The sequence below is a fragment of the Lentibacillus populi genome (assembly GCA_014642895.1).
Taxonomy (GTDB): domain Bacteria; phylum Bacillota; class Bacilli; order Bacillales; family Amphibacillaceae; genus Lentibacillus_C; species Lentibacillus_C populi.
The window spans coordinates 30,925-51,025 of sequence record BMJD01000009.1 but is presented as its reverse complement, the minus strand read 5'-3'; the positions used below and the strand labels follow the sequence as shown (position 1 = coordinate 51,025).

The following is a 20,101-nucleotide window of genomic DNA, read 5'->3' as shown; positions in this document are numbered from 1 at the left end:
GTGTTTTCATGTAAAGCGTTTAAATAAAATTATTAAATTTGTATTTCGTTGCAATAACAAAAACCCACAACCATTTTAGGATGTGGGTTATTTGTTCAGTCTCAAACTTCGTACCTTGAAAAATAAGTTTCAAACTTTAGTTCTTGTAAACTTATTAAGTTGTGAAATGTTTCTTGAGTTTTATTGAAATAAGGAGAGGACTGTTCCATTTGAGTTTACTTGGGAATTACCCCTATGTAGGGACAACCGCCCTCTCATAACTAAATCCCAGTTTTCTCTACCATAAATTTCATTCCTTTTTTGCTTTCATATAAAATATGCTCTTCATCCAGCGTTAGTACTTCCCTATTTTTCATGACAATTTTTCCGTCAATAATGCTATCTACAACATCATTCCCATTTACTGCTTCTACAATTGTATTTATCATGTTATAGGTCGGGCTAATATGTGGCTGGTCAATGTCTACGAGAATCAAATCCGCTTTTTTACCTACTTCAATTGTTCCGATTTCATCTCCTAATTGCAAGGCATTAGCACCGCCTGAAGTGATCATTTTCAATAACTCCTTGGCAGGTATCACGACAGGGTCAAAGACAGGCAATCCCCAGAAAGCATGTAATCCGGACCTGAAGACTCGCATTTCATCAAACAGCGACAGACTTGCTCCGGCCGCTCCGTCTGATCCTATCCCAATTGATATTCCTTCTTGTAGCATTCTTGGCGTTTTCGGAAAACCGTGACTAGCAAAATTGTTGCGCGGACAATGCACAACCTTTACTTCCCTGTCACACAATAAATCAATTTCCTGTTCAGATAACGCAACGTTATGGGCAGTCAATAGATTAGGGCCCAACGCACCGTATTCATCTAATAATTCTGCTGGTCTCATTTTGTAATTTTGCAGACAAAAACTGACTTCATCACGATGTTCTGCCAGATGGGCATGTAATCCAGTCTTATATAACGCCGCCTTCTCCGCAGTTTTCTCGATCAATCTCGGGGAACAGGTCATCACCTGTCTCAGCGCAAACCAAATCTGAATTCTGCCATCACCGGTTCCATTGTAGTCTTTGTACAAATTTTCAACATCTGTGATTATCTCATCAGGACTTCCTATCATGACATCCGGAATAAAAGCTCCCATATCCATTGATGATTTCGTTATTGCCGCACGCATGCCTGATTCAATTGTAGCTTCAACCACTCGATCCATATGAAGACCGCCTGAATCTGCAAAACCTGTTGTTCCAGATTTGATCATTTCCAAACAGCTTAATTGTGCGCTCGTATAAACTGTATCACTATCAAGATTGCTTTCAAAAGGAACAAGAATACGGGCCCAAATCATTGGGTATTCATCCATTGTTCTGCCGCGAAGCAATTGCTGGCATGTATGCGTATGGGCGTCAATCAGACCAGGCATTAAAAGTTTTCCTTTTCCATTAAGCGTTTCACTTGATTCGTATATTTCCGCTAGCACTGCTGAATCATCAATTTTAATAATTTTGGAGTCCTTTATATAAACATTCTGATTTTCCTTAACTTCAAATTCCGGTGTTAATACGGAACAACCTTTTATTACTAGATCACATTGCATGATGAAATACCTCACTTTTTGTCTTATTATCGTGATTTAGTTCCTTTATTTTAGATTGCATTTGTCAATTTCAAAACGATTTGAGCAACAATCGCTGATCCGAAAAATGTTCCAGTGAAAACAACAATCCCGATCAGAACCATTTTCCAGCTTTGTTCCTTGAAAGCTTTCAAATCCTTTCCCATGGCGATTCCGGCAAATGCGCCGACTGCTGTAACAGGAGCCATGAATGAAATTTTGCCAGTTTGCTCAATCACAAAATCCGAAACCGGAGAAATTGGGCAGGCGACAATCAATCCAATTAGCGAAACATAGAGTATCATCGGCATTTTTAGCGGAATTACTTTGCTGGCTCCATACCCGATCAGTGTTATAGCGGCTAGGATTAGAACGCCTGGAATCGATTCCATCATGGCAACGTCATATCCTACAAAATTTGAAACTATAATGATAATCGAAACGATGATCAATAAAAATGTCCAATCACGCATTTTCATGTTTCGATTCCTCCTCTGCATTTGGTACCGTACTGGCACTTTTCAAACTGATCTTGCGCATCCTTGGTTCAAGAAATTCATAAAGCTTTGTTGCTAACGGCAAGGCAATAAACAAGCCGACGTACAACCCGGTTACACCTGTCAGCATATCGCTTGCAGCACCAAGAACAAGAATATCCTCTGCCATATCCGGATAAATATTGGCCAATACCCCTGTCGATGCAGCCATCATGCTTCCACTTCCAGCACCTGAAGCCATCGCTAAAGCAAGCGGATGAAATATCTTCATTGAGGCCGCAGCACTAGCTAAAAAGCCGAAATAAATAACGCCAATAATATAGCCGATAACGTAAATAGACAGCGTTCCTCTTGTTTCAGGAGAATCCGGACCATAAACATGCGTGACTAAACCGAGGTTGGATTCCCGGCAAATGGAATGCGTTGCTCCGATAGCTTCCCGCTTCAGACCTAATAGTATTGCTAGTGGTAGCGCTATCAAAATCGTCCCTAAATTGCCAAACTCTTGCAATACCAAGGCAGGTCCCACTTCGACAAGTTTTGGCAAATTTCCGCCCGCCATGACACCAAGTTTTGCCATAAAAGGCGTAATAGCAACTAGAACCAGTGTAGATGCCGCCTTTACTTCTTTGATTTTGAAAAAACCAGTTATTTGCGGTACTAGCAGCACCCCGAGAATAAGTCCATAAAACATCGGGAAAAAAATCATGGCTCCTGGACCGATGCTGAATTCTTTTGTCCCGATCAATTCCGCTATGATGACAATGACTAGAACAGCAAGATAAATCTTGTATTCCGATTGAAATCTATCCCCAATACCACGATAAGATTTAATTGGCATTAAGACCCTCCCTTAGTTGATTAAAAACTGACATTTAATCGTCCCTATATAAGGGACGTTATTTCATCATCTAATTAAAAAAAAGCAGCGATAATAAAATTTAATTTTAAAGCACATGCGATTTTTTGACTGCAGTATATCCCAGTTCTTTTGAGATAGAATTTGCTGCCTCTTTGCAAAAACGAATATACTGATCCAGTTTTTCCTCCATTCTGAATTCCGGTCCTACTAACGAGATAGATGCTGCTACTTCCCCCTTATAATTCCGGACTGGAAATGAAATAGCAAGCGATCCCAAATCCAGTTCTCCATATGTAACGCTATACCCTTTTTTACGAATAGCTTTTAATTGTTTTTTTAATTTATCTGGATCTGTTATCGTATTTTCCGTGAATTTTTTCAAACCTGTTTTTATGACGTTATCAACCTCTGCCTCCGTCAAATGTGCCATTAACACTTTTGTCGGCGCTCCGGCGTATAATGGAACTCGCGCTCCCAACCGGGATGTACATTTCAACCCTTGTTTACTCTCTTTTATCCCGACACATAGACTTTCCTGGTCGCTTACGACCTCTAACAATACCGTTTCTCCGGTTTTCTCCGCTAGATCATTTATGGTCGACTTTGACACATCAAGCAAATTCATTTGTCTGGAAACAATCATGCCAAGTTCAAATAATTTTACTCCTAAGGAATACTTTTTCGTTTCCAGATTTTGCTTTAAAAAATTCCGGTTTTCCAAAGTCACTAGCATCCGATGAATAATACTTTTATTCAGTTCAAGTTCTTTACTAAGTTCGGCCACTCCCCACTCCGGCTTCTCCTCCGTAAAATGTTCCAGAAGTTTAAGAAGCCTGTCCCCTGTTTCCAAAATACTTTTCTTTGTTGTTGACATCTCAAGACTCCTTTAGTCCCTCATATGAGAACAGTATTCCTTGTTATTGATTAATTAGAATAATAATGTATGCATTCATAATTGTCAATACTTTTTAACAGTTTTTATATTTGCTTAATTAGACTAGGTGGGGAACTGTTCCCCAGTGTGAACAGTTCCCCTTAACCATTCCGCAAATGCTAAAAGATCCTCAAAAAAATATTCTCACCTTCATGTTTTTCTGTACTGCGAATGGTTTAGCTCCAGCTTCCTCGCCTCGATATCCGGTTTCCGGTCCTTGAATATCACCATCCATCTGAGCCAGCTTTTCCATATTTTTGAGCCACTATTGCCAAGAAAATTAGCATTATGACATAAGAGAACAACTACCGGAGATAGCGGCGTAACCACAGCGGAGCTGCTTGCCCATGACCGCAATGCCACTTCTTAGGGATCGTTGCCCAATGTCATCAGGCTAAGCTTACAAAATTTGTAATATGATAATCCCATATTCTGAAAAATACGCAGCATAAAAACAAATCGTAAAAACAGGCATAAAGACCCCTGACATCCCTCTGTTTATTCAGCGGACTCACCTCATTGGTTAGGGTCTAAGGAGGTACTCTTTTTTTCGAAGTAAAATCCTGCTTATTTTCAGTGAAAATTGAATTTTTTGCTCACCAATACCTGATTCGGGTTCTTCCCGGCACGACAACCCTCAATCTATTTTTATTTACCTCTTAAGCGTAGGTTCTGTTATTTTGAAAGGTAATAACACTATGAATTCAAATTTAATCACATGCTCTAAAACAAAGACTGTTTACTTTACCCCAAAAATACGGCTCCGTACACTAATGCACCTAAAACTACATATGCTGGGTTAACCCCCTTTTTTTCCAAAAGAAAATAACTAGCAAGCGTTATTAATATTGTATGCCCGATGCCAATTTCAAAATAAGAATTAAAGAAAAAATCATATGTCATTATACCAAGCAACACTGCAATTGTTGGACGCACAACCTTAGTTAATTTCTTTACACCTGGGGAATTCTTATATTTAAGTAACAATCCTAATAGCATAATTAACAGAATTAATGAAGGGAATACAGAGGCAAAGACTCCAACTGTTGAACCCAAAACTCCGCCTTGGTCATAACCAATGTAGGCGGCAAGCTTTGTTGCTATCGGGCCCGGCAGACCATTACCCAAGGCTACCATTTCACTATACTCTTGAGTAGTAAACCACTGATAGCGCCCAACAACCTCATGCTCTAGTAATGGAATAGTTGCAGGACCGCCCCCATAACCTAAAATATTTGCTATAAAATTTGCCAGGAAAATTTCCCAATAAATCATGATCCACCCACCTGATGCTTATGCTCTGTTTTAACCTTTTTTTCTTTTTCCTTTTTTGAAAATAACGCATATAATATAAGGACAGCAATTAATATGGCAGGATGTATCCCTAATAATTCTATAACAATTACACTAATCGCTATAAGAATAACTGTAGAAACCCATCCTAAAAACTTTTTGGACTTTTTTATAAAATCTATAGTTAATACTCCAAGCATTACTGCAGCAACTGGGATAACACCCTTAGCCATCCCTTGAACCCAGGATTTATCTTTAAATTCATTTAACATGGTTAATAATAAAATCATTAATAAAGCAGTTGGCAGAACTGTAGCTATTATACAAGTAAGCAGCCCCCAAAAACCTTTAAGACGCCAGCCTATATAGCCGGAAAGTTTAGTATTGATCGGACCAGGTAATGTATTTGCAAGCGCCAAGATGTCTGAGAACTCGTTATCATCCATCCATTTATAATTGTCAACAACTTCTTTATACATTAAAGGAATAGCGGAAAGCCCACCTCCATAACCGAGCATTCCAGCCCGAAAAAAAGCTATAAATAAATCTTTATACAACTTAACACGTTCATTTTTACCATGAAGCAATTGAACCATCCGTTCTCGATTCCGTTCCACCACAAAGCACACCGGTGTCAGGATCACGCCAAATAATTTGCCCACGTCCAAAGCTGTTCGCTTCCATGGCAATCCGAACATCATGCCCTTTTTCCTCAAGTCCTGCTGCTAAATGATGGGGGAATCTCGACTCCACTTCTACCACTTTATCCCTTAACCATTGCCATCTTGGCGCATCCAGAGCAGCTTGTGGATTCAGCTTAAAATCAATGGTATTCATTAATACCTGAACATGACCCTGCGGCATCATAAAACCTCCCATAACACCAAACGGACCAATCGCTTCATCTCCTTTGGTCAAAAAACCGGGGATAATAGTGTGTAAGGTACGTTTACCACCTTTTAGTGCATTAACATGGTTTGGGTCAAACGAAAAATTATGTCCTCTATTTTGTAAAGCAATACCGGTTTCAGGAACAACCAATCCGGATCCAAATCCCATATAATTACTCTGAATAAAAGAAACCATGTTCCCTTCACCATCAGCAGTTGCTAAATAAACTGTACCACTAGAAACGGATTCCCCGGCCTCTGGCAATGAAGCCTCTTCTTTAATCATTTGTCTGCGTCTCTCTCCATAAGCCTCACTAAGCAATTCCGTAGGTTCAATTTTCATATGGTACTTATCCGTAATATATTGAAAACCATCTGCAAATGCTAATTTAATAGCCTCAATCTGTTTGTGATATGTATTCACTGTGTCTCGCTCAGTAAAATCAAATCCTTTTAAGATATTCATTGCCTGTAATGGAATAATTCCCTGTCCGTTTGGAGGTAGCTCCCATACATTATAATCCCGATAACTAACACTTAGTGGTTCCACCCATTCAGGTTTATAATCCGAGAGATCTTCTAATGTTAAATAGCCACCTGTTTTTGATGAGAAAGTAGCTATTTTTTCAGCCAATTTCCCCCGATAAAATGATTCCGCTCCAGTTTCCGCTATTTCTCGTAATGTATCAGCATGATCCGAAGAAGACCATATTTCACCAACCTTCGGCGCGCGTCCCTTAGGAGCAAACGTTTCAAACCACGATTTGAATGCAGGGTCAGTTAAGCTTCGGCTAAATTTGTTATAGGCCCTTTTCCAATACTTAGCTAACGTTGGTGAGAGCGGAAAACCCTCCACAGCATAGGTGATTGCCGGCTGAAGCACTTTAATTAAGGGAAGTTTTCCAAACCTTTTCGATACTTCTGCCCAAGTTCCAGGAGCACCTGGAATCATCACCGGAATCCACCCATATTTGGGGATTTCATCATATCCGGATCTTTTTAACGCGTCAATTGAAATTGATTTAGGTGAAGGTCCGCTCCCATTAATTCCATATAGCTTTTTGTTCATATAGACAATAGCAAATGCGTCACCACCTATTCCATTGGATGTGGGTTCAACAACTGTCAGACAGGCTGCAGTTGCAATAGCTGCGTCTACCGCGTTTCCGCCTTGTTTAAGAATGTCCAGACCCGCCTGTGAAGCTAGAGGCTGCGATGTTGCTACCATACCATTATTGGCGTAGGTAGCATTTCTAGTAATGGAATATGGATTAATATGTTGATTAAATGAAAACATGAGCTCACTCCTTAATAGATATTAATTTTTAAACTTCGTGACATGCCACAAAGTGTCCCGGTTCCACCTCCCTCCATTCAGGCACCCTCATCTTACAGTGTTCCTGAGCAATAGGGCATCGTGTGTGAAATGGACAGCCACTTGGATAATTGGAAGCACTAGGTAAGTCGCCTTGTAGTTTAATCCGCTCTTTTTTTCTACCAGGAACCGGTCTAGGTATAGCTGAAAGTAAAGAACCGGTATAAGGATGCAAAGCGTTGTTATATATTTGATCCGATGTGCCCAACTCAACCATTGATCCCAAATACATAACAAGAACCCGATCACATAAGTGCCTGACAACACCCAGATCATGGGAAATAAATATATACGTAAGGTCATGAGCAACTTGCAGCTCCTTTAACAGTTTAATAACTTGTGCTTGTACAGATACATCCAATGCAGAAACTGCTTCATCACAGACAATTAGAGAAGGGTTAAGCGCTATTGCTCTAGCAATACCAACACGCTGTCTTTGTCCACCACTTAATTCATGTGGATAACGATGATAATGTTCTTCCTTTAATCCGACTTCTAATAATAGATTTTTTACACTTTGGTCCCTTTCTGCTTTTGATTGTTTCATATGAATCACTAAAATTTCATCTAAAGCACTCCCAATTCTCTGTCTGGGATTTAAAGAGGCAAAGGGATTTTGGAATATCATTTGCATGTCACGCTTATATTTTTTTAACTTACGATCAGATAAATGCTCAATATGTTCACCACGAAATAAAATAGACCCATCTGTTAAATCCTCCAGACCCAAAATTGTTCTTCCAAAAGTCGATTTTCCACATCCGGATTCTCCAACAATCCCCAGCGTTTCTCCTTTATACACCTTGAGTGAAATATTCTGAACCGCCTTAACATGATTCTTGGTTCGCTTTAAAAAACCACCTTTTATTGGATAATATTTTTTTAGTCCTCGTGTTTCAAGTAATGGTTGTTGCGCTTTCATTGACATTCACCTCCTGCAACCAGCATTTACTTTGCCTTCCATCAGATACCCTAAATGCAGGCGGGCTTTTCTTCCGGCATACATCCATCGCATAAGGACATCTTGGATGGAATCTGCACCCGGAAATTTGATCATCTAGATTTGGCATTGAGCCAGGAATGATATTTAATTCATGTTCCTTTTCATCGACATTAGGAACTGCTCCCAATAGCCCCTTCGTATAAGGATGTTGGGGGTTATTAAAGATACTATCGACATCACCAATTTCTGCTATCTCCCCCGCATATATAACCATAACTTGATCAGCAATTTCTGCTACTACGCCCATATCATGGGTGACAAAAACAACCCCCATCCCCATTTGTTTCTTTAAGTCATCAATTAGATCCAAAATCTGAGCCTGTATGGTCACATCAAGTGCAGTTGTTGGTTCATCAGCTAATAAAAGGTTCGGTTCACATGCCAATGCTATAGCAATCATTACTCGTTGTAGCATCCCGCCGCTCAATTCATGCGGAAACTGTTTTAATTTTTTGGCAGGGTCAGGGATACCTACCCTTTTCAATAACGAAATACATTCCTTATTTGCTGTCTCTTCAGATAATTTCCGGTGAATCATCAGGGGTTCACGAAGTTGAAAACCTATTGTAAAAGTCGGGTTTAAGGCAGTCATTGGTTCCTGAAAAATCATCGAGATTTCGTTTCCCCGTATTTTCTGAAATTCCTTTTCAGGTAACCCTACAAGTTCCTGTTTGGATAGTCGGATGGATCCCTTTGTGATTTCTCCATTAGTAGGCAACAATCCTAAAATGGAAAGAGATGTTATACTTTTGCCACTTCCCGATTCCCCGACTATACATAGTGTTTCACCTCTTTTTACGGAAAAGGAAATATCCCGAACAGCTTTAAGTCTCTTTTTTCCTGTTTTGAACTGTACTTCAAGGTTCTTGACTTGTAACAGACCTTCCATCATTAACCCTACTTTCTACTTACGTTATAAAGGGACCATTGCCCATTCGGACTTATCAATAGGCCATCTACTGATTTGCTATATGCAGCGGAGACTGTTCCATGTTCCATAACAATCCAAGGTGCATCCTTAATGGCCATAATATTAGCCTCATTCAATTTTTCCAATCTTTCGTCCTGATCTACATTATTACGAGACTCTTCTACAAGTTTGTCGAATTCAGGGTTACTATATCTCGTATAATTGGACGCGTCGATGGTATCGGAATGTAAATTCGGGTACAGCAACTCACTTCCATCTGCAGTACTATTAGCCCATCCAAGGAATGTCATTTCAAAATTACCCTTACGTGCTGTATCAAGGAAAGTAGCCCACTCCATGGTTTCTATTTTTACATCCAGCCCAATATCCGTTAGTTGTGATTGAACTATCTCTGCCATTTTTTTATAATTATCTCTATTCGCAGCAAGCAGGGTTATTTTTTTACCTTTGTAACCATTCTCTTCTATAATTTGTTTTGCCTTCTCCTTATCAAAAGGATATGCTACATCCTCAGCACCCTCTTTATAACCGAATACTTTTGGACCAATAAGACTTTCATTCATTATCCCTAAACCATTTAACTGGTTAACATACGCCTCTTGATCGATCCCATAAGCAACTGCCTGACGGAATTTCAAATCCGTAAATGGTTCTTCTTCCATGTTAAACCCTAAAAACGATACTCGAGTTCCTTCTGATTTTTGTACTTTTACATCATTTAAAGATTCAATTCTTGGTAATAAATCAGATGGCAAATTATCAATAAATTGAACTTCTCCAGTCTCCAACATCGAGATTGCTGTAGACATTTCCGGAACAATTTTGAACGTTACTGTTTCGAGATCTGCAGAATCACGCCAATAATCCTCATTTCTTCTTAATGTGATATGATCCCCCTCTTCCCATTCTTCAAAAACAAACGGACCGGTTCCAACAGGATCTTTATTAATATCATCCTCTTTATCCGCTGTGGGACTAACAATCGCTGCATTCGTATGACTTAATGCTGCAAGCATCGGTCCATATGGTTTTTTTGTTTTTAATTCAACTATATATTCATCCTTTACCTCGATTGAATCAACTGGCTCCAACAGAGAAGCGCGTGGTGCAGCTCTATCAGGGTCCTTTAATTGATCAAACGTATATTTTACAGCTTCAGCATTAAATGGTGTACCATCATGAAATTTTATTCCCTCACGTAATTTAATTGTCCAAGTATTTTCGTCCGGATTGTCATAGGATTCTGCCAGTAATGGTTTTATTTCCATCGTTTCTGGATCTTGTATAAATAACGTTTCATATACTTGCATCGTAACATTAGAAGAAATTGAATCATTTGTATCAATCGGTGATAACCCAGCAGCATCAGAGGTCGACGCATATGTAATTTCCTGCTTTTTTTCCTTGCTTATTTCTTTACTGCTTTTATTACCACAACCACTTATCAAGACGACGCTAGCAATCAATATAGCAAACATACTGATAACTCTGTTAAGTTTCATTCCATCTATCATCCCTTCATTCATTTAATATTACACATCCAAGTTCATATTTGGATCAAGTGCATCCCGTAGTCCATCACCAACTACATTAAACGCAAATACCACTAACATAATTGCTATCCCCGGTACAATTGACATATGTGGAGCGGTCCACATAAAATCCTGTCCGTCTGCAATCATGGCTCCCCACTCTGGAGTAGGGGGTTGTGCACCTAGACCCAGAAAACTTAAAGCAGACGTTGACAAAATAGTTGTTGCCATTCTCATTGTTGCAAACACAATAATTGGTGCTAAACAGTTAGGTAATATATGCTTTAAAATAATTCTGGAGTTACTTGCGCCAATAGATTTCATTGCTAGAATATATTCCTGCTTTTTTATTGATAATACGCTCCCCCGGACAATCCTTGCACATCCTGGAATTGACCATATACTTATTGCAATAGCTACGTTCACAATACTAGTTCCCAGAATCGCGATGATTAGCATCGCCAGCAGAATTCCCGGAAATGCAAATAATAAATCTACAATACGCATTATGACTCCATCTAACTTTCGATAATAGCCACTTAATAGCCCTAAAGTTAGTCCTCCTATCAACCCTAAGCCAACAGATGAGATCCCAACAATCAAGGAAATCCGTGTCCCGTATACCAGTCTGGACCAAATATCCCTGCCATAATTATCAGTACCTAGCAAATGTTCGGGGGAACCTATTCCTAATTGGGTTTCGGATAAATTTTGCTCATACGGACTATAGTTGACCAATACAGGAGCAAAAACCGCTAATATAACTTGTAATACAATGATAACCAAACCCAATACCGCTAACTTGTTTTTCAGTAAACGTTTAATTGTCTGTATGAGCATTTTCTCTTTCTTTTTTGCTTTAGGTTTTTTCCAGTTTAGTGCAGCGTTATCCTGCATATTTTCCACCTCCCCTAGTCGTAACTTATCCTTGGATCAATTAGGGCATAAATAATATCAACAATCAAATTAACCGTTACGAAAATAGCAGCTACTAATAAAACCGTTCCCTGAACAATTGGAAAATCTCGAGATGCAATCGCATCAATCATCAATCTACCAATACCATTTATTGCAAAGACCTGTTCAGTAATAATTGTACCACCTAGTAAAGAACCAAAGTTTATACCAATTACTGTGATCACTGGAATCATGGCATTTCTTAAAGCATGAACCCAAATAAGCGATTTTTGCTTTACCCCTTTTGCTTTTGCAGTTCGTATGTAGTCTGACTGTATTATTTCTAACATAGATGATCTGCTCATTCTGGCAATTAAAGCTGCAGAAGCTGTACCTAACGTTATTGCAGGTAAAATTAATTGTTTGATTCCGGAAATACTAAAAATGGATTCATTTAATCCTCCAACCGGGAACCATTGCAAATTAACAGAAAATATCAGAATAAGCATGGCTCCTAACCAGAAGTTCGGAATAGAAACTCCAAATAAAGCAATAGTGGTACTTGTGACATCAATCCATGAATTTTGTTTGATTGCCGATATAATTCCTGCCACTATGCCAATGATGGTTGCGACAATCATACTAGCAATGGCAAGCTTCAGTGTATTTGGGAAACGAGTTAAAATTGCATCTGTCACAGTTTGCCCTGTTTGGTAGGAATATCCAAAGTCACCATGCAATATCCCACCTAAGTAGTTAAAATATTGTTCAAGCACTGGTTTATCAAGCCCTAAATTAGTTCTTATTGCCTCAAGGTCCGAAGCAGACGCGGTAGGTCCAGCAATGACCGTAGCTGGATCCCCCGGTGCAATATACATACTCATAAATACAATAAACGATATACCTAAAAGTAAAAGTATTAATTGTAGAATTCTTCTAGCTACTAAACTTATCACGTAGTCACCTCCTAAAAATTATTATACATATTCAGTCTATTTGATAAATTACCAATAATATTACTAAAACGGTCGAAATATGTCAATACAAAAATAAAACAAAAGTGAAAAAATTATTACATTTATATTATTATCTACAAATATTACTTACATATTGTTAAAATAATTCTTATTAATGATTGAAATCAGTTGTTTAATTTGAAATTAATATATATAATGATATAAAAGAGTTTTATTTAAAATATTCCAACATATTAACCTGATACTTCTTATCTCTTATTCTAAAATCGTAATTGGAGGTTGTTTATGAACTATGATGAATTAGATAAAAAGATAATTGAGGAATTGATACAGGATGGGAGATTATCTTATGTTGAACTTGCTGAAAAAGTTGGTATATCAAGAGTTGCAGTTAAAGAAAGAATAGACAATTTAAAAAAAGACGGGGTAATTGAAAAGTTTACTGTTGTCATTAACTCAGAAAAATTCGGTAAAAGTGTTTCTGCGTTCTTTGAAGTAGATGTCGAACCAAAGCAATTACAGGAAGTTGCTAAAAATTTAGCAGATAATCCAACGGTAGCAAGCATATACCAAATGACAGGACCAAGCACACTTCATATGCATGTTCTAGTTGAAGATTTCAAGATGCTCGAAACCTTCATAAATAGTGAGTTATACTCTGTACAAGGGATAACTAGAGTAGAGTGTCACGTACTTTTGAAACGATTCAAGAGCAGAGCAGGGTTTAAATTGTAGGAAACACATATAATGGAATACACTCCAGTCTTTTTATTCTAAACATAAAGACACTATTAAGATTATCTAGAAAATACTTTTTGCGTCTTAAAACTCTAAACAGAAGCTTAGGATTCATGGAGTTGATTAAGTAAGAATCAATACCTCTACAGCAATAAAAGATTTTACTTGCTGTTGGCATACGGTTGAATGAAATTTTATCCAGTCGGTTTAATCAGCCGATACAGAATCAACGGGTGGCAAATACGATTGGTGCTGCTATAGCCAAAGTTAGTAGTCAAATTAAACGCGTCTTTTCCTTAGATGAACTAGAAAGGAAAAACAATTCAATTTCGTTGAAGGCAAAAAAGCGGGATTCGATAAAGACGCTGTCAAACTGTAGATATTCATGATATAAAATGCTACCCATGTTAGTGCTAAAGCAACGGAAGATCTTGCGTTATTAGAACAGGTTGTTAAAGGTTAATTTAGATATACCAAACCCCGTTTCACACAATGTGATACGGGGTTAATATCTTGGCTTTTTACAAAACTAACCGTAGACAAATATCCCCTTTTTAAAAAGATAAATTAAACAAAAAAGAACCAGAAACAAAAATCCTGATTCTACTATATTCTACTTTATTTTTAATATCGGCGTCAGTGGCATCTACTTATACAAGCTCATCATTTTATTCTCGCGCTCAAACATTCCTAATCTCGTCTGGGTTAACCTTTTTCTCTTCTCGTTCTACCAAAGCTGCCACCCCGTTACCACGGCCTGCACTTTCTCCCAAAATGCATTATCCTTCAATTCAATCCCGCTAGAATCCAGAATTGGCAGTTTCATAAAGTTATTATAATTCAATGCGTCCTTTGGCGTTCTTCCTTTATATCATTATAAAATTACTAAATTTCCTTTTAAAAAATTTTTCATCGAATTAATGCAGGCTTCTTTTTGTTGAACTTCCATCCGTTAATCAAATATTGCATAGCCTTCGAATCATCTCGACCATTTAAATTATTTTCTTCATATAGTTTATTGGCTTGTTTGACCTTTTCCATATCAATTTCAATACCTAAACCTGGTTTTTTAGGAACTGAAACTTTCCCATCCCTAATTTTAAATGGCTCTTTTGTTAGCCTTTGACCGTCCTGCCAAATCCAATGTGTATCAATAGCAGTAATGCTTCCGGGTGCTGCTGCTGCAACATGCGTAAACATTGCCAATGAAATATCAAAATGATTATTGGAATGCGAGCCCCAGGTTAACCCCCATTCATGACACATTTGCGCAACGCGTACAGATCCCTGCATTGTCCAAAAATGGGGATCTGCTAATGGAATATCTACAGCGTGTAATAGGATGGCATGCCCCATTTCACGCCAGTCCGTTACAATCATATTAGTGGCAGTCAGTATGCCGGTTGATTTACGAAACTCGGCCATTACTTCCCGTGCAGAAAAACCTTCTTCAGCTCCACACGGATCTTCTGCATATGTTAGAATACCATGACTATCTTTACAAAGCCTTATAGCATCCTTCAGCAACCAACTTCCGTTAGGATCAAGTGTAATTCTTGCGTCAGGGAATTTTTCTTTTAGAGCAGTTATCGCCTCCATTTCTTCTTCCCCACGCAAAACGCCGCCTTTAAGTTTAAAATCTTTAAACCCATAACGTTTATGTGCTGCTTCTGCTAGTTTTACAATTGATGCTGGAGTCAATGCCTTTTCATGCCGAAGTCTTAACCAATCATCTTCCACTTCAGGATTACTATCATACGGAAGTTTTGTTTTCGTTCGGTCACCTACATAAAATAAATAACCCAACGTTTCTACTTCATCTCGTTGTTGTCCATTACCCAATAAGGCTGATACGGGAACACCTAAAAATTTTCCAAGTAAATCTAAGAATGCAGCCTCTAAAGCAGTAACAGCATGTATTGCAATTCTTAAATCGAAAGTTTGGCTACCTCTTCCTGTTTGATCTTTATAGGCGAACTTTCTCCTAATATTACTTAAAATATTTTTAAATAGGCTGATTTTTTTACCAACAACAAAGCCTCTTGTATCTTCTAAAGTATTTTTGATTCTATTGCCACCTGGGACTTCACCAACTCCTATATTTCCTGTACTATCTTTTAATATTACAATATTTCTCGTAAAAAAGGGGCTATGTGCGCCGCTTAGATTTAATAGCATACTATCCTTACCAGCTACAGGAATAACAGACATTTCTGTAACAACAGGTGCATCAAACCTTAAAGTTTTCTCCTCTTTATCCAGTGAATGTGATTCCATAATTGATCCTCCATACAAAATATTTATTTCAAACCAAACATGGCTAAGGTAAGGTGCTTTAAACACCCTACCTTATTAAAAACTATTCAACCATTATTTACTTGAATCATATATTTCTTTATAATTATTCTGGGTTTCTTTAATTAACTTCTCAGCTTCTCCAGGTCCAACATATTCCGGATTTACACCATAACCTTTCAGTTTATCAGCGAATTCCCCATTTTCTTTCACAACTTTTTCCATAGCATCTGAGAACTTATTCACAACATCATCCGGAGTTTCTGGAGGGAATGCCCAGAAAAATATTTTATCAAATACTACGTCGTAACCCTGCTCCTTAAAAGTTGGGACGTCAGGAAATAGTTCAAGACGCTCATCTGACATCACTCCGAGACTTTTCATTTTACCTGAATCAACGTATTCTTGAACAAGTCCCAGGCTGGTAGGAACAACATCAACCTGTCCGCCTAGCAATGCCTTAATCTTGTCTGCTGCACCCCCAGCATCTACTATATTAAACTCTACATCCGCTTCCTCCTGTAATTTTAACAATTGGAGATGTGTAAATGCTCCAGTTTCCGTTGCGACTTTCACCTCTCCCGGATGGTCCTTAGCATATGCAACCATATCCTGCAAATTATCAAATTTTGAATCTCCACTAACCATAAATGTGTTTGCTTTATCTAAGATACCAATACCTGCAACTTCAAAGTCATCAGCAATACTGTAATCTGTAAGGTCTAATACATTATTTATCAAAGCTGCATCATGAAACGCAAGTACAGTATACCCATCTGGATCAGCATCAAGCACCTGTCTAGTTCCCGTACTTCCACCGGCTCCGTTAACATTTTGTACTACCAAACTTACACCAAGTTCATCCTCAAGATTTTTTGCCAATGTTCTTGTGTTACGATCCGTGTCCCCACCGGCCCCTGCAGGTACAACCACAGTAATAGACTTTTCAGGGTAATCATCTGATCCATTTTCTGAGGCTTTTCCGTCCGTAGAATTACTACAGGCAGCAAGTAACAAGAACATTCCGATAAATATTGCAAAAAATAAAAACCTTGGATTAACAAATTTCATTTAAACCCCTCCTAATGATTTCTTTTTTTTATGATTACCCCATGCCTTCAAAACTACTGACCCAATTGCAATAACCCAAAATACCGCTGCAATCGGATGCGTTAAAAAAGGCCAAAAGCTTTCATCAGTTAATTGAAGACCTCTTCGCAAATTAGTTTCAGCAATCGGACCTAAAATGAATCCTAATATTACAGGTGCTATTGGAAATTTAAACTTAATTAATAAATAACCAAGTATACCGAAAAATAACAATGCCCAAATATCAAAAACTCGATTATTTTCGGCAAATGCTCCGACCGCACAAAGTGCAATAATAATTGGCAAAAGGATATGTCTTGGAATGCTTAGAATTCTAATAAAATACCTCATTCCATAAATAAGAAACAATAACATCGCAATATTGGCAATAATTAATGCAGCAAATATACCATAAACAATGTCTGTGTTTTGTGTAAAAAATATCGGACCCGGCTGCAGTCCGTGAATAACCAAACCTCCAAGTAACATTGCCGTTACGGTATCGCCTGGTATTCCAAGCGCCATAAGTGGTACAAGAGCACCCCCGATTGCTGCATTATTTGAAGACTCGGAGGCTACAACACCATCCGCAATACCTTTACCAAACTTTTCAGGGGTTTTAGATTGGTTTTTAGCCGTTGCATATGCAATAATATTAGCTGTCCCACCACCAATACCTGGTAATATACCTATACCTATTCCAATCAAACTCGAACGTAAGAAATTCCATCCTTGGCTTATGAAATCCTTTATTGAAACACCAATTCCTTTTAATTTGGTATTCATTTTTTGGGCCAATGGATTTATTTTCTTTTCGGAGATTATTAATATCTCTCCTACTGCAAAAAGACCAATCAAGGCTGGTAACAAACTGAATCCTGCATCCAGTTGATACATACCAAAAGTAAACCTTGGAAAGGCATCAATTGGAGCGGAGCCAACCATGGCGAGAAACATACCAAGCAATGCACTCAGCATACCTTTTACAATAGAACCCTCTGATAAACTGGAAATCAATGTAAGGGCAAAGATCGTAATAGCAAAATACTCAATCGGTCCAAACTTTAATGCAAATTCAGCTAATGGCGGGGAAATTAAAATCAATACGAATATACTTAATATCCCACCTAAAAATGAACAAATAATCGCAAAACCAAATGCTTTACCTGCCTCCCCTTTTTGTGCCATCGGATAACCGTCAAACGTTGTTGAAATAGATGAAGGGGTCCCTGGTAATTTCAATAATATTGCCGGAATAAGACCACCTGACACCCCTCCTATATACAACCCCATTAGAAGGGCCATACCTGAACTTGGATCCATTACAAATGTAATAGGTAAACATATTGCTACAGCCATTGTTGCAGTAAGGCCTGGAATGGAACCAAACACAAGCCCCATCGCTACACCTGCTATAACTAGAAACATATTGTATAGTTGAAACATAGTGGAAAAACCAGCGATTAAATCTGCTAACATGTGTAAACACCACCTTATCCTAAAATCCCTGCTGGAAGCATTACTTCAAACCCTAAACGAAATACGTAGTAAACAATAACGGATGTCAAAATGGATAAGATAAGAAACAATGGGATATTCCAATACTTTCTTTGACCCAGTAAACAAAATTGGATAAATAAATATACGGCAGTAGTGATTAAAAAGCCTATTATTGGCATAAGTAAAATGTACAATACGATCAGCACCGTCGTAATTAGAACATTTTTATATCGCAACCATCTTGACGCTTTATCCTCAATTAATGTTGCACTAACATGATCTTGCACATCGTTATCATTTTCATAGCCCTTATTACTCTCCATTTCCTTTGCATCTTTTATATAGGAAGCTTTAGCACTTGATACATTTTTGGCAGCCATTATCCAATCCTTTAATGTTTGGAATAAAAGAATCAGACTTAAGATAAAAATTCCGATCGACACGACACGAGGCGCAAAATCCGGACCCACTTGGGAAACTGTTAGAGTCTTCATATTAAAAGTATCCGTATAAATGATGATAGAGATAATCAACAAAGCAATTGCCGCAATTAAATCTTTTGTTTTTAATTTCTCATGTACGTTCATGCTTTACCTCCCCTCAAATTCAACCAATGCTGCAAGTAAAGCCTTAATATAACCAACAGAATAAGCAAAACCAATACTTGAATGTGTCCATCCTATATTTGAATTCGCCCAGTTTTTGTTTAAATTAGGCTTATCTCCTTCCATTAAAGGAACATGATCGGGGTTAAGACAACCTTCATACCCTACCTTCCGAAGTTCCAGAAGGATTTTGAACATATTCATATCCCCGTCATCCAATAGGGCCTCTTCAAATGCCCCTGCTGTAGGAAGACTTCCTTTTACATTTCTAAAATGAACAAGAAATATTCTATTTTTACGGCCATAATGATTGATTTCGTCTAGTACTAGTGGCGTTCCTCCGGCCTCAGCACGTGTTCCAACACAATAGACATAACCTACATTCTTCTGCGGAAATTGATCGATAATCCTATGGTAGCCCAACCCGCCAAATGGAGTGTCCGGCAGTGGAGTGTCAGAAGGATGCATTGCCATTTTCACATTACAATCTTGTGCCAGCAGTACCAGCTGTTTGTATGCAGCACTAAATCGTTCCCACCAGATTTCATGTTCTTCTAATGTTCTGATATCCATGGGTTGCTTATTAAAATTTAGACTTTCTCCCCTAGAATAAGCTCCCCCTCTTTGTGGAGCTCGGTAATCTCTTGTTACATTAGGAAAAGTATCACCGGCAAATCTTTGTCTTACAATGCTGACACCTGCCTCACTAAATACTTTTATAGCGTTAAGAGAGTTTTGAATCTCCCTCTCTCCACCTTCTTTGTTTTCCATATATTCAGAGGTGATATTTGGCAGGGTCACGCGGTTTATATCCAGTCCCCATTCTCTCAATCTATTTCTTAATTTAATCAATTCATCTAGATCGGGATATCCTTGTTCTTTAACCCCTTTGAAGGAATCCCCATTTCCAAAATCAACGTAATCAACTCCTAACTGGCTTAATTGTTTTAAATCAACCTCACTCAAATCGGTGTGGTTCACTGTTATCGACACATCCATTTTCAATCCCCCTCATTTGCAAGCGCTTCCAATATAAGTAATTTTCTCTTGATAAAATCGTTATAATC

Annotated in this window: 19 protein-coding genes; 1 reads left to right on the top strand and 18 read right to left on the bottom strand. The window is 38.2% G+C overall.

Translation table 11 applies throughout. The annotated features are described in order from the left end of the window. Positions 1-260 precede the first annotated feature (260 nt). From IEX12_RS07950 to nikB, 13 genes are all read right to left on the bottom strand, one after another. Positions 261-1,598: an amidohydrolase family protein gene (locus tag IEX12_RS07950; protein ID WP_188724913.1), complete on the bottom strand. Its 1,338-nt coding sequence runs from the start codon at positions 1,596-1,598 to the stop codon at positions 261-263. Positions 1,599-1,648: 50 nt separating this feature from the next. Next, positions 1,649-2,095 carry a hypothetical protein gene (locus tag IEX12_RS07945; RefSeq protein ID WP_188724912.1) on the bottom strand — a complete coding sequence of 149 codons (447 nt, stop codon included), beginning with the start codon at positions 2,093-2,095 and terminating at the stop codon, positions 1,649-1,651. Then, complete coding sequence (locus IEX12_RS07940) at positions 2,082-2,954, bottom strand: DUF3100 domain-containing protein (protein ID WP_188724911.1); 873 nt, start codon at positions 2,952-2,954, stop codon at positions 2,082-2,084. The genes IEX12_RS07945 and IEX12_RS07940 overlap by 14 nt, the downstream gene beginning before the upstream one ends. Positions 2,955-3,060: 106 nt before the next feature. Further along, a complete protein-coding gene (locus IEX12_RS07935) occupies positions 3,061-3,849 on the bottom strand; it encodes an IclR family transcriptional regulator (RefSeq protein ID WP_188724910.1) in 789 nt (262 codons plus the stop codon). A 190-nt stretch (positions 3,850-4,039) separates the two neighbouring features. After that, entirely contained in the window at positions 4,040-4,162 is a 123-nt protein-coding gene (locus tag IEX12_RS23350; protein WP_286171013.1) for a hypothetical protein, read from the bottom strand. 491 nt (positions 4,163-4,653) lie between these two features. Then, positions 4,654-5,184, bottom strand: a complete 531-nt coding sequence (locus tag IEX12_RS07930; RefSeq protein WP_188724909.1) for a chromate transporter — start codon at positions 5,182-5,184, stop codon at positions 4,654-4,656. Then, complete coding sequence (locus IEX12_RS07925) at positions 5,181-5,789, bottom strand: chromate transporter (RefSeq protein ID WP_286171012.1); 609 nt, start codon at positions 5,787-5,789, stop codon at positions 5,181-5,183. Before IEX12_RS07925 ends, IEX12_RS07930 begins: the two co-directional genes overlap by 4 nt. Continuing rightward, positions 5,776-7,389: a gamma-glutamyltransferase family protein gene (locus tag IEX12_RS07920; protein WP_188724907.1), complete on the bottom strand. Its 1,614-nt coding sequence runs from the start codon at positions 7,387-7,389 to the stop codon at positions 5,776-5,778. The genes IEX12_RS07925 and IEX12_RS07920 overlap by 14 nt, the downstream gene beginning before the upstream one ends. Positions 7,390-7,417: 28 nt before the next feature. Next, on the bottom strand, positions 7,418-8,395 hold the full coding sequence (locus tag IEX12_RS07915; RefSeq protein WP_188724906.1) for an ABC transporter ATP-binding protein: 978 nt from the start codon (positions 8,393-8,395) through the stop codon (positions 7,418-7,420). Continuing rightward, positions 8,364-9,362 (bottom strand): ABC transporter ATP-binding protein, encoded by a 999-nt coding sequence (locus IEX12_RS07910; RefSeq protein WP_188724905.1) that lies wholly within the window; start codon positions 9,360-9,362, stop codon positions 8,364-8,366. The genes IEX12_RS07915 and IEX12_RS07910 overlap by 32 nt, the downstream gene beginning before the upstream one ends. A 5-nt stretch (positions 9,363-9,367) precedes the next feature. Next, complete coding sequence (locus IEX12_RS07905; RefSeq protein ID WP_188724904.1) at positions 9,368-10,903, bottom strand: glutathione ABC transporter substrate-binding protein; 1,536 nt, start codon at positions 10,901-10,903, stop codon at positions 9,368-9,370. Between the two features lie 30 nt (positions 10,904-10,933). Beyond that, on the bottom strand, positions 10,934-11,830 hold the full coding sequence (locus IEX12_RS07900) for an ABC transporter permease (protein ID WP_188724903.1): 897 nt from the start codon (positions 11,828-11,830) through the stop codon (positions 10,934-10,936). A 14-nt stretch (positions 11,831-11,844) separates the two neighbouring features. Further along, a complete protein-coding gene (gene nikB / locus IEX12_RS07895) occupies positions 11,845-12,786 on the bottom strand; it encodes a nickel ABC transporter permease (RefSeq protein WP_188724902.1) in 942 nt (313 codons plus the stop codon). A 306-nt stretch (positions 12,787-13,092) separates the two neighbouring features. Between nikB and IEX12_RS07890 the strand changes: the two genes are divergently transcribed. After that, positions 13,093-13,542: an Lrp/AsnC family transcriptional regulator gene (locus tag IEX12_RS07890; protein ID WP_188724901.1), complete on the top strand. Its 450-nt coding sequence runs from the start codon at positions 13,093-13,095 to the stop codon at positions 13,540-13,542. Positions 13,543-14,454: 912 nt separating this feature from the next. Here the strand turns inward: IEX12_RS07890 and IEX12_RS07885 are convergent. The 5 genes from IEX12_RS07885 to IEX12_RS07865 form a co-directional block, all read right to left on the bottom strand. Beyond that, complete coding sequence (locus IEX12_RS07885; protein WP_188724900.1) at positions 14,455-15,822, bottom strand: enolase C-terminal domain-like protein; 1,368 nt, start codon at positions 15,820-15,822, stop codon at positions 14,455-14,457. A 93-nt stretch (positions 15,823-15,915) separates the two neighbouring features. Beyond that, positions 15,916-16,911, bottom strand: a complete 996-nt coding sequence (locus IEX12_RS07880; protein WP_188724899.1) for a tripartite tricarboxylate transporter substrate binding protein — start codon at positions 16,909-16,911, stop codon at positions 15,916-15,918. Beyond that, positions 16,912-18,408 carry a tripartite tricarboxylate transporter permease gene (locus tag IEX12_RS07875; protein ID WP_188724898.1) on the bottom strand — a complete coding sequence of 499 codons (1,497 nt, stop codon included), beginning with the start codon at positions 18,406-18,408 and terminating at the stop codon, positions 16,912-16,914. Between the two features lie 14 nt (positions 18,409-18,422). Beyond that, positions 18,423-19,016, bottom strand: coding sequence for a tripartite tricarboxylate transporter TctB family protein (locus IEX12_RS07870; RefSeq protein ID WP_188724897.1), 594 nt, complete (start codon positions 19,014-19,016; stop codon positions 18,423-18,425). Between the two features lie 3 nt (positions 19,017-19,019). Beyond that, complete coding sequence (locus tag IEX12_RS07865; RefSeq protein WP_188724896.1) at positions 19,020-20,033, bottom strand: mannonate dehydratase; 1,014 nt, start codon at positions 20,031-20,033, stop codon at positions 19,020-19,022. Positions 20,034-20,101 lie beyond the last annotated feature (68 nt).